Origin of the sequence: Halopseudomonas bauzanensis (assembly GCF_900114735.1) — a bacterium.
In the GTDB taxonomy this organism is placed as follows: domain Bacteria; phylum Pseudomonadota; class Gammaproteobacteria; order Pseudomonadales; family Pseudomonadaceae; genus Halopseudomonas; species Halopseudomonas bauzanensis.
Genome location: NZ_FOUA01000001.1, coordinates 1,104,013 through 1,117,422 on the forward strand (window position 1 = coordinate 1,104,013; position 13,410 = coordinate 1,117,422).

General features: G+C 62.5%; 11 protein-coding genes. 4 read left to right on the forward strand and 7 right to left on the reverse strand.

The window, feature by feature from the left end; genetic code table 11:
• Positions 1-7: 7 nt before the first annotated feature.
• Genes BM267_RS05145 through BM267_RS05155 form a run of 3 tightly spaced genes read right to left on the reverse strand, consistent with a single transcriptional unit; the run spans position 8 to position 5,729 of the window.
• Entirely contained in the window at positions 8-2,824 is a 2,817-nt protein-coding gene (locus BM267_RS05145; RefSeq protein ID WP_074777570.1) for an FAD-binding and (Fe-S)-binding domain-containing protein, read from the reverse strand.
• Positions 2,825-2,837: 13 nt separating this feature from the next.
• Entirely contained in the window at positions 2,838-3,992 is a 1,155-nt protein-coding gene (gene lldD, locus BM267_RS05150) for an FMN-dependent L-lactate dehydrogenase LldD (RefSeq protein ID WP_074777568.1), read from the reverse strand.
• Between the two features lie 42 nt (positions 3,993-4,034).
• A complete protein-coding gene (locus BM267_RS05155; protein WP_036989177.1) occupies positions 4,035-5,729 on the reverse strand; it encodes an L-lactate permease in 1,695 nt (564 codons plus the stop codon).
• A 206-nt stretch (positions 5,730-5,935) separates the two neighbouring features.
• On the opposite strand from BM267_RS05155, the gene BM267_RS05160 reads away from it, so the two are divergent.
• From BM267_RS05160 to BM267_RS05170, 3 genes are all read left to right on the forward strand, one after another.
• Entirely contained in the window at positions 5,936-6,700 is a 765-nt protein-coding gene (locus BM267_RS05160; protein WP_036989176.1) for an FCD domain-containing protein, read from the forward strand.
• 85 nt (positions 6,701-6,785) lie between these two features.
• On the forward strand, positions 6,786-7,394 hold the full coding sequence (locus BM267_RS05165; protein ID WP_074777566.1) for a DUF3617 family protein: 609 nt from the start codon (positions 6,786-6,788) through the stop codon (positions 7,392-7,394).
• Positions 7,395-7,460: 66 nt separating this feature from the next.
• Positions 7,461-8,261: a universal stress protein gene (locus BM267_RS05170; protein WP_074777564.1), complete on the forward strand. Its 801-nt coding sequence runs from the start codon at positions 7,461-7,463 to the stop codon at positions 8,259-8,261.
• A gap of 47 nt (positions 8,262-8,308) precedes the next feature.
• Here BM267_RS05170 and BM267_RS05175 read toward each other — a convergent pair whose 3' ends face one another.
• Entirely contained in the window at positions 8,309-9,493 is a 1,185-nt protein-coding gene (locus tag BM267_RS05175) for an acyl-CoA dehydrogenase (RefSeq protein ID WP_074777562.1), read from the reverse strand.
• Positions 9,494-9,728: 235 nt separating this feature from the next.
• On the opposite strand from BM267_RS05175, the gene BM267_RS05180 reads away from it, so the two are divergent.
• On the forward strand, positions 9,729-10,640 hold the full coding sequence (locus BM267_RS05180; protein WP_036989169.1) for a LysR family transcriptional regulator: 912 nt from the start codon (positions 9,729-9,731) through the stop codon (positions 10,638-10,640).
• 36 nt (positions 10,641-10,676) lie between these two features.
• On the opposite strand, the gene BM267_RS05185 is transcribed toward BM267_RS05180, so the two are convergent.
• From BM267_RS05185 to BM267_RS05195, 3 genes are read right to left on the reverse strand one after another with little or no spacing between them, the layout of a single operon-like run.
• A complete protein-coding gene (locus tag BM267_RS05185) occupies positions 10,677-11,435 on the reverse strand; it encodes an iron ABC transporter ATP-binding protein (RefSeq protein WP_074777560.1) in 759 nt (252 codons plus the stop codon).
• A complete protein-coding gene (locus BM267_RS05190; RefSeq protein ID WP_074777559.1) occupies positions 11,432-12,397 on the reverse strand; it encodes an iron chelate uptake ABC transporter family permease subunit in 966 nt (321 codons plus the stop codon). Before BM267_RS05190 ends, BM267_RS05185 begins: the two co-directional genes overlap by 4 nt.
• Positions 12,388-13,398, reverse strand: coding sequence for an iron chelate uptake ABC transporter family permease subunit (locus BM267_RS05195; RefSeq protein WP_083392351.1), 1,011 nt, complete (start codon positions 13,396-13,398; stop codon positions 12,388-12,390). The genes BM267_RS05190 and BM267_RS05195 overlap by 10 nt, the downstream gene beginning before the upstream one ends.
• Positions 13,399-13,410: the final 12 nt, after the last annotated feature.

Below are 13,410 nucleotides of genomic sequence, written 5' to 3' on the forward strand. Positions count from 1 at the left end.
GCGGTCATCACACCGCCGGAGTCCGCGCCCGCGTCACTCGATCCACCAGATACACCAACCCCTGATAATCAATGCCACTGTGGCTGCTCAGACCGATCTCGCAGGTCCGGCTGGTGGATACTCCCTGTTCGCAACTCCCTACCGCGCTCTTGAGTGTGCGCAGCGCATGGCTGTTCAACTGCGGCAGGGTGAAGCCCTTGTCGCCGGCGAAGCCGCAGCAGTGGATGCCTTCGGGCACCACCACCTGAGTACTGCAGCGCCGGGCGATGGCAAGTAATGCGTCGGCCTCGCCAAGATGCTGGGTGCTGCAGGTCACGTGCACCGCCACCGGGGTATCGACGGGCTGGAATTCCAGCCGGTCAAGCAGATGCTCACGGATGAAGCGCACCGGGTCATGCAACTGCAGGCGCGTATCCGGCTCGCCCTGCAGCAGCCGCAGGGTGCAGGGACTGGTATCGCAGTAGACCGGATAGCGGCCCTGCTCGCTGGCCTGCATCAAGGCAGCCAGCAGCTCTCCACGCTTGCGCTCGGCCTGCTCCGGGTAACCCTTGGAGGCGAACGGCTGGCCGCAGCAGAGATCGTCCAGTCCGGCGGGCAGGATCACCTCGAAGCCGGCCTTTGCCAACAGCGCGCGGGTCTTGTCGAACAGGGACATCTGCTCGCCGCTGCCCGCTGCCGGCCCCATCACCCGCGATACGCAGGCCGGCAGGTAAACCACCCGGGGCTTGTCGCTGGCCATGGACGCTGGGATATCGACCCACTTCACTGCCTGTGGCATGGCGGGCGTCCACTGCGGCAGGCGGCCGCCGGACAACCGCTGCGCGCTCCGGCTGAGGCGCTGCAATCGCGGTGTGCCGAGCAGCCGCCGCGCGGTACCCGCCGCAGTCAAGGTCAGCCGCGCGCCCTTGAGCGCAGTAGCGAAATGCCCGGCCAGCCAGTCGGCTCGCCCGACCTGCCGCGCCTGCCCGGTGCGCAGTTGGCGCACCAGGTCGCCGGTATTGATGCCGACCGGGCAGCGCTGGGCGCATAGGCCGGTGGCAGCGCAGCTGTCGATGCCTTGCTGTTGGTAGGCTTGCTCCAGCTCACGGGTATCGATGCCCGCACGCTTTTTCGCCTGAATGTCGCGCCAGATAACGATGCGCTGGCGCGGCGTCAGGGTCAGGCCGTTGGACGGACACACCGGCTCGCAGAAACCACATTCGATGCACTTGTCGACGATGGCGTCGGCGGCCGGCAGCGGCTTGAGATTCTGCAGATGGATGCGCGGGTTCTCGGACAGGACCACGTCAGGGTTGAGAATGCCGGTCGGATCGAGCAACCGCTTGATTTGCCACATCAACGCATAGGCATCGGCGCCCCACTCCAGCTCGACAAAGGGCGCCATGTTGCGTCCGGTGCCGTGCTCGGCCTTCAGCGCGCCGCCGAATTCCACCGCCACCAGTTGCGCCACATCCCCCATAAAAGCTTCATATCGCGCCACCTGAGCCGGATCGTCGAACCCCTGGGTGAAGACAAAATGCAGGTTGCCCTCCAGCGCATGACCGAAGATGATCGCCTCGGTATAGCCGTGACGGTCGAACAGCTCGAGCAGGCGATTGACGCCCTCGGCCAGCGCCTCGACCGGGAAGGTCACATCCTCGATGATCACCGTGGTCCCGACCGGGCGCACTGCGCCGACCGCCGGAAAGGTGTCTTTGCGGATGCGCCATAGCTGGTTGCACACCTGCGGATCGGTACTGAAATCGACCTGCTTCTCCCGGGGAAAATCGGCAAGGGCGTGCAAGATCTGGCCGATCTGTTCGTCCAGTAGAGAGGGACTGGCGGCTCGGGTTTCCACCAGCAGCGCACAGGCATTGACGGACAGCTCGCGTACCCAGGCCGGCATGCCCTGCATATTCTGCACCGAGCGCAGGCTGCGGCGATCGAGCAGTTCCACCGCAGCCACTGGCTGGCGCTTGAGCACCGGCACCGCCCGGCAGCAGGTCTCCACATCGGGGAATACCAACAACGCGGTGGCCTTGTGCGGATGCTCGGGCACGGTGTGATAGGTCACCGAACTGATGAACCCCAGGGTGCCCTCGGAGCCCACCATGAGATGACTGAGAATTTCCAGCGGCTCGTCGAAATCCACCAGCGCATTGAGCGACAACCCAGTGGTATTTTTCAGTCGGTATTTATGGCGAATGCGCTCGGCCAGCGCGGTATCGGCACGGGTCTGCCGGCCCAGTTCCGCCAGTTGCTCCAGCAGCGCGGCATGGCTGTGGCGAAACGCGGCCACGCTGACTGTGTCCTCGGTATCCAGCACGCTGCCGTCGGCCAGCACCAGGCGCAACCCGGCCAGCGTGTGGTAGCTGTTCTGGGCAGTGCCGCAGCACATGCCGCTGGAGTTGTTGGCGAGGATACCGCCAATCTTCGCCGCATTGATCGATGCCGGATCAGGACCGATCTTGCGCTGCAGCGGTGCCAGCGCAGCATTGGCGTTGGCGCCGATCACGCCCGGCTGCAGGCGGATGCGCTCGCCGCCATCGAGAATCTCACGGCCATTCCACTGATCGCCGAGCACAATCAATACCGAGTCGCTGAGCGCCTGCCCGGACAGGCTGGTACCCGCAGCGCGGAAGGTCACCGGCACGTCAAACCGCGTGGCCAGCTGCAACAGGGCAACCACCTCGTCCTCCGCCTCGACCCTTACCACCAACTGGGGAATCAATCGGTAGAAACTGGCATCGGTCCCGAATGCCAGGGTCGACAGCGGATCGTCGAACAACCGCTGAGCAGGAATCAACTGGCGAACGGCAATCAGAAAGTCAGCGGGCAGGCTCATCGGCGCTCCGTCGTTATTGCGTCAGGTGCGCCAGCTCGCGCGCCAGCAGCTCGGGACTGATCTCGCTGATCGACTTGGCGCCAGTCAGCACCATGGCCACCCGCATTTCCTTTTCAATCAGCTCCAGCAGATTGGTCACTCCCGCCCCGCCATGCACCGCCAGAGCGTAGATGAAGGCCCGGCCGATCAGGGTGCAATCGGCACCCAGAGCCAGCATGCGCACCACATCCAGCCCACTGCGGATACCGGAGTCGGCGAGAATCTTGATCTGCCCCTTGACCGCATCGGCGATGGCCGGCAGCGCGCGGGCGCTGGATAGCACACCATCCAGTTGGCGGCCGCCGTGGTTGGACACCACGATGCCGTCGGCGCCAAAACTCACCGCATCCCTGGCATCCTGGGGGTCGAGAATGCCCTTGATCACCATGGGGCCATCCCAGAACTCGCGGATCCATTCCAGGTCCTTCCAACTGATCGAAGGATCGAAGTTGGCACCCAGCCAGCCGATATAGTCGGCCAGCCCGGTCGGGTTGCCGCGATAGGTAGAAATATTGCCCAGGTCATGCGGCCGGCCCAGCAGGCCCACATCCAGCGCCCAGCGCGGATGCGTCATTGCCTGCAGCACCCGGCGCATAGGACCATTGGCACCGCTCATGCCGGAATGGGCATCGCGGTAGCGGGCGCCGGGTACCGGCATGTCCACGGTGAATACCAGGGTGGTTACCCCTGCAGCCTTGGCTCGCTCCAGGGCGTTCTTCATGAAGCCGCGGTCGCGCAGCACGTACAACTGGAACCACATGGGACGGTCAATCGCCGGGGCCACTTCCTCGATCGCACATACCGATACGGTGGACAGCGTAAAGGGAATGCCCTTGGCTGCCGCTGCCTGCGCCGCCTGCACTTCACCCCGGCGAGCGTACATACCGGCCAGACCCACCGGCGCCAATGCCACCGGCATGGCCAGGGTCTCATCGAACAGTCGGGTTTCCAGGCTCAGCTCGGACATGTTCTTCAGCACCCGTTGGCGCAACGCGATGTCGGCAAGGTCCGCGACGTTGCGCTTGAGCGTGTGCTCGGCATAGGCGCCGCCATCGAGATAGTGGAACAGGAAGGGCGGCAGCCGGCGCTGAGCAGCGGCGCGGTAATCGGTAGAGGCAGAAATGATCATCGTGTTAATCCCATGTTGTATCGTAAGTGGTGAGCGCCGCCATCAACCCAGGGGCACAGGGTCGGTCAGGCCCAGTACATAACAGCCGATCAGGGTAAGGACGCCGGCCAGGGTCACGTAATAGAGTGTCGGCCAGATGGTCTTGCGCAGGGTCAGGCCCTCACGCCCCAGCATACCCACTGTAGCCGAAGCGGCTACCACATTATGAATTGCCACCATGTTGCCGGCGGCGGCGCCCACTGCCTGGGCAGCGATCACCAGCACCGTGGACAGCCCCAGATTGGTGGCCACGCCGTATTGGAACTGGCTGAACATCATGTTGGACACGGTATTGGAACCCGCCAGGAACGCCCCCAGCGCACCGATGGCCGGAGCGAACAGCGGATAGATTCCACCCACGTTATCGGCAACAAAGTGCGCCAGGGCAACCGGCATGCTCGGCAGGTCAGCGCCGTTGACCCCCGAGTTGATCAGAATGCGCACCATCGGCACCGTGAACAGCAACACGAAGCCGGCGCTGAGCAACACACCCCCGGATTCGCGCGCCGCCCGGCCGAGCTCACTCAGACGCATGCGGTGAATGAAGAAGGTTGCCAGCACCACCGCCACCAGCACACCACCCGGCAGGTACAACGGATCGAGGCCGGCATTGATGCCCGCCTCACCGAGAATGCCGGTGAAGGTGAGCGCAACACTCTTCAGCGCCGCGGTCACCTCCGGGAACACCCGGCTGACCACCAGCAAAATACCCACCAGCACATAGGGAATCCAGGCCCGCAGGCTACTCATCGGCCGGTTGCCGAGGTCCTCGGCACGCATCTCGATGGTGCCCATCCAGCTCAACGGCCAGTCCTTGCGGTCGGCGAACTGCCAGCGGTTCTTCGGCACCAGAAAGCCGGCCCGAGCCGCCAGGGTCACTATCGACAGACCTACCAGCCCGCCCAGCAGCGAAGGGAATTCCGGCCCGAGAAAGATACTGGTCAACACATAGGGCAGCACGAAGGCCAACCCGGCGAAAAGGGCAAAGGGCACTGCCTCCCAGCCGGCCTTCCAGCTCTTGTCCCGACCGAAATAGCGGGTCAGCATCAGCACCATCAGTGCCGGCATAACAACGCCCACCATGGCATGGATAATGGCCACCTTCACCGCTACCCACTGCATGTAATCGGTCCAGGCGTAGCCATGAACCGCCAGCGCCTCGCCGAGCGCCACGTTATCTACCCCGGCGGTAACCCCGACAATAATCGGCGTGCCCACCGCACCGAAGGACACCGGCGTGCTCTGCAACAACATGCCCATCAACACCGCCGCCATTGCCGGAAAGCCCATCGCCACCAGAAGAGGTGCGACTATCGCCGCCGGTGTACCGAAGCCGGAAGCTCCCTCGATAAAGCAGCCAAACAGCCAGCAGATGATCACCACCTGAATGCGCGGGTCGGGGCTGATAACCGCGAAGCCGGAACGAATGGCGGCGATGCCACCGGAATATTTAAGGGTATTGAGCAGCAGAATGGCGCCGAAAATAATCCACAGCAGGCTGAGGGTAATGATTAGCCCCTGCAAGCTCGAAGACAGCACGCGGTTGAAGCTCATATCCCAGCCGAACAGCGCGATCAACACAGTGGCACCGTAGACCACCGGCATCGCGGTCCTGGCTGACCAGCGCAGCCCGATAAGCAAGACACCGGCCAGGAGAATAGGAGCAAAGGCCAGCACAGCGAGAAGTGCAGAAGACATACAGTATTCCGTCATTGTTATTGGAAAGGCTTCGGGTAAATTGGTCATACCAATTATCCGGCGATGTCGATCAGCGTAAAAAAGCACCGTCAGCATGTCAAACAGAATTTCCTATACCTTCGTCTTATTACCGGAGAAAAACTTTTCGAGACGGCGTTTAGCCGGCATACTTCTGGAATCATTGGTCAGACCAATAGGAGCGAACGATGGAGGTTGGCCAGATCCAACAACGCCGGCTGTCAGACAATATCGTTGAACAGCTGGAGTCCATGATGCTCGACGGCATATTGAAGCCGGGGGAACGATTGCCAGCGGAACGCCAACTGGCTGAACAGTTCGGCGTTTCCCGACCTTCCTTGCGCGAGGCGATCCAGAAACTGGCGGCCCGCGGTCTGCTGGTCAGCCGCCAGGGGGGAGGCAATTATGTCACCGAATCCCTGGGCTCCAGCTTCAGCGACCCGCTGCTCGACCTGCTCGAAGGCCGCCCCGAGGCCCACCGGGACCTGCTGGAGTTTCGCCATACGCTGGAAGCCGATTGCGCCTATTTCGCCGCGCTGCGCGCTACCGAAGTAGATCATCAGCATCTGCGTGAGGCTTACGAAGTACTACAGGCCTGCTACGCTCGGGAAGGTGGCAGCCGGGCCGAGGAAGGTGCCGCGGATGCGCGCTTTCACCTGGCCATTGCCGAGGCCAGTCACAACATCATCTTGTTGCATACCATTCGTGGTCTGTTCGATCTACTCAAGCGCAACGTGGTGACCAATATTGGTGGCATGTATGCCCTGCGCCCGAGCACCCGCACCATGCTGATGCGCCAACACCAGGAGTTGCTGGAAGCAATCATCGAGGGCCGCGCCGAGGATGCCCGGCGTCATGCCAGCGAGCATATCGATTTCGTACGTGAAGTACTGGCCGAACGCCAACAGGAGGAGCAACGCCGCAGCCGAGCTAAACGACGCGAGAAACACTGAACCCCTCAATCCCGGGCGATTTCCACCGGAGCGGCTATAGTGATTAATCCCAAATGAAGGACCGTTCATCTGACAGGAGATTTCGATGAAGAAAGGCGCCCCATCCGCGCTCATGCTGCTGGTTCCGCTCGCCCTGTCCGCTCACGCCTATGAATTGAGTCCCACGCCGGAGGCAGGTCTGTGGCGCATCGAAAAACGCGTCCTGATCGACAAGGAGGAGCGCCTGCAGACGCTGCAAGAGGCTCAGCAGAAATTACCCCAAGACACCGCCGCCCAACGTCGGGCACTGCTGGATGAAGCTGCCATCAGTCGCAGCAATCCGACCGTCGAAATGGAGTGCCTCACTCCCCAGCAGGCAGTGGAACTGGTCCGACTGGAAACCCTGCAGCAGGAGATTCAGCGCGACGTGCCCGAGTGCGAGCTGACAGTGCACCCGGTGGACCGCTCCACCTTGAATATCCATGGTCGTTGTCAGGCCGAACACGGCTTCGATGGTGACATGCGCGGCCATCTCGAAATCATCAGTAGTTACGAGATCCGCTCTTCCTTTCTCGGGCGTGGCAATGTGCAGCTCGATGCAGACATCAGCGAAGCCGCAGCGGGCAACCCCGTCAGCATCCAGCTGCAGGAGATCTCCCGCTGGACCCAACCGGATTGCGGCGCGGTTCCCCCCCGGGAGCGGCTATCCTTTTGATTGCCCACCGTCACGGCTGTCGGCAGTGGGCTAGACTGGAACCCATATCACGACGGGAGAATGTCCATGCTCAATCATTGTATTCTCGCTTTCGATTATTCGGAAAGCTGGCAGAAGACCTGCGAGCGGCTACCGCCAATGCTGCAGCTGACTGCGGTACAGCGGCTCACCCTGGTGCATGTGGTGGACACCACCCGGCGAATGCACGTGGAGGACAGTGCAGCCTCAGCCGCCAGCCATCTCGGTGACCTGGCGCGCCAGCTTTCCGGCGAGTTTGGCATCACGGTAGATTACGAAGTGCGCAGCGGCTTCGCCGCCAGCGAACTGCACGAAGCCGCGCGCCGACACAAGGCCGACGGCATCATCGTTCTCAACCAGAGTCATTCCGCTGGACGAGCCCTGTTCTATGGCAATGTCACCCTGAACCTGGCCCGCATTACCCACCTGCCGCTGCTGATCCTACCGGCCAGTGGCCCTGTCACGGAACCCAGCGCCCCGGTCCTGCTGGCAACCGACGGCTCGCGCCCAGCCCAGGTCGCCCAGCGTGTGTTCGAACGCTTCCTCACCGGCGGTCGGCACGGGCTGGTACTCTGGGTGGAAACCGACGAGGTAGACAATACCGCTGTCATCAACGAGCAGATCGAGGACCTCACCCGCCGCCATGAGCTGGTGGTCGCCCGTCAGGTGAAGGGCTCGGCCGTACGCGAAATAGTCAAGGCCGCCGCCGCCGAGCGAGTATCTCTGGTCATCCTCGGTAAACGCGGTACCACACCGATTCACGACCTGATGATCGGCAGTACCGCCGAGGGCGTCGCCCGGGAAAGTGAGCAACCGGTCCTGTTGGTTCCCGTCAATACCGCGCTCTGAAACGACAACGGCCCCTCACGGGGCCGTTGCCAAGGTAACGATCAACCTCAGAAGAATGCCTGCAATCCGGTCTGCGCCCGGCCGAGAATCAGCGCGTGCACATCGTGAGTACCTTCGTATGTGTTCACCACCTCCAGGTTCACCACATGGCGGATCACGCCGTACTCGTCGGAGATACCGTTGCCACCGAGCATGTCCCGCGCCACCCGGGCGATATCCAGCGATTTGCCGCAGGAGTTGCGCTTCATGATCGAGGTAATCTCCACCGCAGCGGTGCCCTCATCCTTCATCCGGCCCAGCCGCAGGCAACCTTGCAAACCCAGGGTGATCTCGGTCTGCATGTCTGCCAGCTTCTTCTGTACCAGCTGGGTCTGGGCCAGCGGACGGCCGAACTGTGTGCGATCCAGGGTGTACTGGCGCGCGGTGTGCCAGCAGAACTCCGCCGCACCCAAAGCGCCCCAGGCGATGCCATAGCGAGCTGAATTGAGGCAGGTGAAGGGCCCGCGCAGACCAGTCACACCGGGCAGCAGGTTCTCTTCCGGTACGAAGACATCGTCCATCACGATTTCACCGGTGATAGAAGTACGCAGGCCGACCTTGCCCTTGATCGCCGGCGCACTCAGACCTTCCCAACCTTTCTCGAGGATGAAGCCGCGGATGACATCGTCTTCGGTCTTGGCCCAGACCACGAACACATCGGCGATCGGGCTGTTGGTGATCCACATCTTGGCGCCCTTGAGACGGTAGCCGCCGTCGACCTTGCGCGCCCGGGTGACCATGGACCCCGGATCGGAACCGTGGTTAGGCTCGGTAAGACCGAAGCAGCCGATATATTCGCCGCTGGCCAGTTTCGGTAGGTACTTCTGCTTCTGCTCCTCGGAGCCGAACTCGTTGATCGGTACCATCACCAGCGAGGACTGCACACTCATCATCGAGCGATAACCGGAGTCGACACGCTCCACTTCACGGGCGATCAGGCCGTAGCACACGTAGTTCAGACCGCTACCGCCGTATTCGGCAGGGATGGTCGCACCCAGCAAGCCCAACTCGCCCATTTCGCGGAAGATGCTGGCATCGGTATTCTCGTTGCGGAACGAGTTGAGTACCCGCGGCATCAGCTTGTCCTGACAATACTGCGCTGCCGAGTCCCGCACCATGCGCTCTTCTTCGGTGAGCTGCTGGTCCAGCAGCAGCGGATCTGTCCAGTTGAAACTTGCTTTGCTATTGGCCATGGATACTCCATCGGTGATTGTTGTGTGAACTGTAAGCAAGGCTAGTCCGCAGAGGGCGACGGGGCAAGCGCGTTTTTTTCAATCCATTGTGCTAGATTGGAACTCCGAACAATCAACTACAAGCATCAAGCTACCGAGTGCAAGCGATCTCGCGCAGCGCGACAGACCCATGTCGCCGGCCCGGCCGGCTTGCCCTCGGCACGAATGGTTTGCCGCCGTTTCACAGGAGCCCCCCATGCGTCGCAAGATACCGCCGACCCAGGCGCTGGTCTGTTTCGAGTCTGCCGCCCGGCATGAAAGCTTCACCAAGGCCGCCGAAGAGCTGGCATTGACCCAGAGCGCCGTCTGCCGTCAGATTGCCAACCTGGAGAGCTTTCTCGATATCCAGTTGTTCCGCCGCACCCGCCGGGGCGTACGCCTGACCGAGGCCGGCGAAACCTATAGTCGGCGCATCGCCAATCGCCTGGACGCGGTGGAGCGGGACACCCTGTCGGTGATGGGCAACCATGGTACCGCGACCCTGGAACTGGCGTTGGTACCCACCTTCGGCACCCAGTGGCTGCTGCCACGCCTGAACCGGTACCTTGTGCGACATCCGCACGTGACCATCAATATGACCAACCGTACCCGTCCCTTCCTGTTCGCCGATACCGAGTTCGACGCAGCGATCTATTTTGGTGATGGGGAGTGGTCCGGTACCGAGGTGCATTTTCTGATGAACGAATCGCCAGTACCGGTGTGCAGCCCCGCATTACTGGGCGAGCAGGTCGAGCTGACCGCAGAGCAGATCAGCCGGCTGCCATTGCTGCAGCAATCCACTCGCCCCTATGCCTGGCGCCAGTGGTTCGCCGCCGCTGGCTTGCGCGTGGAGCACGACCTGAATGGTACTCGCCTGGAATTGTTTTCCATGCTGGCCCAGGCCGCCATGCACGGGCTGGGCGTGGCACTGATTCCCCCCTTTCTGATTCGCGACGAGCTGGCCAGCGGCCGACTGGCGGTGGCCAGTCCGCACAGTTTCGACAGCAGCAACGCCTATTATCTGGTGATCCCCGAGCGCAAGGCCGAATCAGCGACGCTGCAGGGGTTCCGGGACTGGGTGATCGGTGAAGCACAGGCGTATGGGCAAGCGGTCGGCACCGTCTCGTAACGTCCGGACCGGCTTGGTAGACCCCCTTCCACAAGCTCAGCGGTAATAGGTGCAGACCCGCTGGCCGTTGACCTCGTGGACCTGGATATCCATCTCATAGAGGTCCCGCAGCACCTCGTCGCGGATAATCTCCTGCGGCGACCCTTGATAGGCTGGCCGGCCCTGGCGCATGGCAATGATGTGATCCGAATAGCACGAGGCAAAATTGATGTCGTGCAGCACCACCACCACCGTCTTGCCCTTCTCGTCGGCTGCGCGGCGCAGCAGCTGCATCATGTCCACGGCAAAGCGCATATCGATGTTGTTCAGCGGTTCGTCGAGCAACACGTACTCGGTATCCTGGCACATGACCATGGCCACATAGGCACGCTGGCGCTGACCGCCGGACAACTCGTCGATCGGCCGGTCCCGGTAGTCGCCCAGCCGTAGATAGTCCATAGCCTCGTCCACATGGCGCAGATCCTCGGCGGTCAGCCGGCCGCCGGAGTGGGGAAAGCGCCCGAAGGCGACCAGATCCCGCACGGTCAGGCGCAGGGACGTCTGATTGTCCTGGCGCAGGATCGACAGCCGGCGCGCCAGCACATTGCCCGGTGTGCGGGTCACATCCATGCCATCGACCTGCACAGAGCCAGCGCTCATCGGCGTCAGCCGGCTGATCATCGACAACAGTGTCGACTTGCCGGCACCGTTGGGGCCGATGATCGAGGTGAAGCCACCTCGGGGAATGCTCAGGCTGACGTCATCGACGACCAACACATCGCCATAGCGTTTGGATACACCCCGGGTTTCAATCATTGTCTGACTCCGCGCATCAGCAGCGCTATGAACAGCAGGCCGCCGGCCAACTCGATGACCAGCGCCAGCGGCAGGGTTGAGGCCAGCAGGTGCTCCAGCAATAGCTGGCCCCCGACCAGGCAGATGATGCCCGCCAGCACGCTGGCCGGCAGGGTCCAGCAATGGCGCTGGGAGCCGATGAACCAGTAGGCCAGATTGGCGATCAGCAAGCCGAAGAACAACGTCGGCCCGACCAGCACCGTAGCTACCGATACCAATACCGCGATCACCGCCATGATGCCGAGCACCACCCGACCATGGGCCACGCCCAGGTTGATGGCGATATCCCGGCCCAGACTCAGCACATCCAGACAACGCCACCAGCGCCACAGCAGTAACCCACCCAGCACCAGAGCCATCGCCGCCGCGCCGAGCAGTTCGGTGTTCACCCGGCTGAAACTGGCCTGCGCCACGCTGGTGCTGATGCCGAACTCGCTCGGATCGAGCACCCGCGCACCCAGTGCGGACAACTCACGAAACAGGATGCCGGCCAGCATACCCAGCAGAATCATCAGATGCAGGCTGCGCACCGAGCCGGAGAACAGCAGGCGAAACAACAGCAGCGCCAACGCCACCATCAGCACGACCTGCAACGCAAAGCGCAGCGCAGGCGCCCACTCGGCCAGGGCACCGCCGCCCAGCACCAGCAGCGCCAGGGTATTGACCAGCACATAGAGCACATCAAAACCCATCAGCGATGGCGTCAACAGGCGGCTGTGGGTGATGGTCTGGAACAGCACGGTGGACACGCCGATGGCAACGGCGGTGAGCAGCAGCGCCAGCAGCCGATTACCGCGGTATTCGAGGATGAAGTCCCAATCGGTCTGCACATTCACCGTCATGAAGCCAATCACGCACAGCGCCGCCAGCACGCCCAACAACAGCACCCGAGTGGCCGGACGACGCCACAGATTCAGGACCATTTCGCCCTCCCCTGCAGCAGCACGGCAAGGAAAATCACGCAGCCGATGATCGACAGCAGGTTGGACGAGGGTACTTCGTAGGGATGGATCAGCAGCCGCCCCAGCAAATCCGCCGCCAGCAGCAACGCCGCACCCAGCAGCGCCATCAGCGGCACCGCACGGCGCAGATTATCCCCGGCAATCAACCGCACCAGGTTCGGCGCCACCAGCCCGATGAAGGGAATCACCCCGGCGGTTACCACCACGCTACCGACGATCATCGCTACCAGTGCTACGCCAGCGGCCATCAACAGTCCGTAGTTCACGCCGATATTGGTGGCAAAATCCCGACCCATGCCGATCACGGTAAAACGATCCGCCAGCACCATCGCCGCCACCGTCAGCCCGGCGGCGACCCACAGCAACTCGTAGCGTCCACGCAAGATCGCCGAGAAGTCGCCACTGTTCCAGGCGCGCAGCGATTGCGATAGATCGAAGTGATGGGCAATCAACCCGCTGGCTGCATGCACCACCCCAGCCATGACCAGTCCAACCAGGGGAACGATCAACGCCGAGCGCAGCGGCATGCGCTGCAATACACCAAGAAACAGCAGAATGCCGCCGGCCGCAAAAGCGCTCACCACCAGGAACCGCCCCCACAATGGCAAGCCTTGGGGCAGCACGATGGCCAGCACCAGCATACCCAGCGCCGCTGCAGCCATGGGGCCGGTAGTCGAGGTATCCACCAACCGGTTGCGCGCCATCATCTGCAGAATCGCCCCAGCCACAGCCAGGGCCGCACCAGCAAGAATCAGCGCAATGGTACGAGGCAGTCGACTGACGAAGAGGATCTTCGAGATCCGGTCATCCGGGTCGGCGGTAAGGACATTCAACAGGTTCATGCGGCTGGCGCCGACGTTCAGGCTGCATAGCCCGAGCACCACCACCAGCGCGAGCAGCAGAAACAACCAGAGGACGCCCCTATCGGGCGCCCCTGGAGATGAAGAAAGGGAATGTGACATGCATCCTGCCTG

What these genes read in the sequence shown, in the direction of transcription:
- BM267_RS05190 (WP_074777559.1), bottom strand. Translation starts at nt 12,397, where the DNA reads ATGGTCCTGAATCTGTGGCGTCGTCCGGCCACTCGGGTGCTGTTGTTG.
- lldD (WP_074777568.1), bottom strand. Translation starts at nt 3,992, where the DNA reads ATGATCATTTCTGCCTCTACCGATTACCGCGCCGCTGCTCAGCGCCGG.
- BM267_RS05180 (WP_036989169.1), top strand. Translation starts at nt 9,729, where the DNA reads ATGCGTCGCAAGATACCGCCGACCCAGGCGCTGGTCTGTTTCGAGTCT.
- BM267_RS05155 (WP_036989177.1), bottom strand. Translation starts at nt 5,729, where the DNA reads ATGTCTTCTGCACTTCTCGCTGTGCTGGCCTTTGCTCCTATTCTCCTG.
- BM267_RS05195 (WP_083392351.1), bottom strand. Translation starts at nt 13,398, where the DNA reads ATGTCACATTCCCTTTCTTCATCTCCAGGGGCGCCCGATAGGGGCGTC.
- BM267_RS05165 (WP_074777566.1), top strand. Translation starts at nt 6,786, where the DNA reads ATGAAGAAAGGCGCCCCATCCGCGCTCATGCTGCTGGTTCCGCTCGCC.
- BM267_RS05160 (WP_036989176.1), top strand. Translation starts at nt 5,936, where the DNA reads ATGGAGGTTGGCCAGATCCAACAACGCCGGCTGTCAGACAATATCGTT.
- BM267_RS05145 (WP_074777570.1), bottom strand. Translation starts at nt 2,824, where the DNA reads ATGAGCCTGCCCGCTGACTTTCTGATTGCCGTTCGCCAGTTGATTCCT.
- BM267_RS05175 (WP_074777562.1), bottom strand. Translation starts at nt 9,493, where the DNA reads ATGGCCAATAGCAAAGCAAGTTTCAACTGGACAGATCCGCTGCTGCTG.
- BM267_RS05170 (WP_074777564.1), top strand. Translation starts at nt 7,461, where the DNA reads ATGCTCAATCATTGTATTCTCGCTTTCGATTATTCGGAAAGCTGGCAG.
- BM267_RS05185 (WP_074777560.1), bottom strand. Translation starts at nt 11,435, where the DNA reads ATGATTGAAACCCGGGGTGTATCCAAACGCTATGGCGATGTGTTGGTC.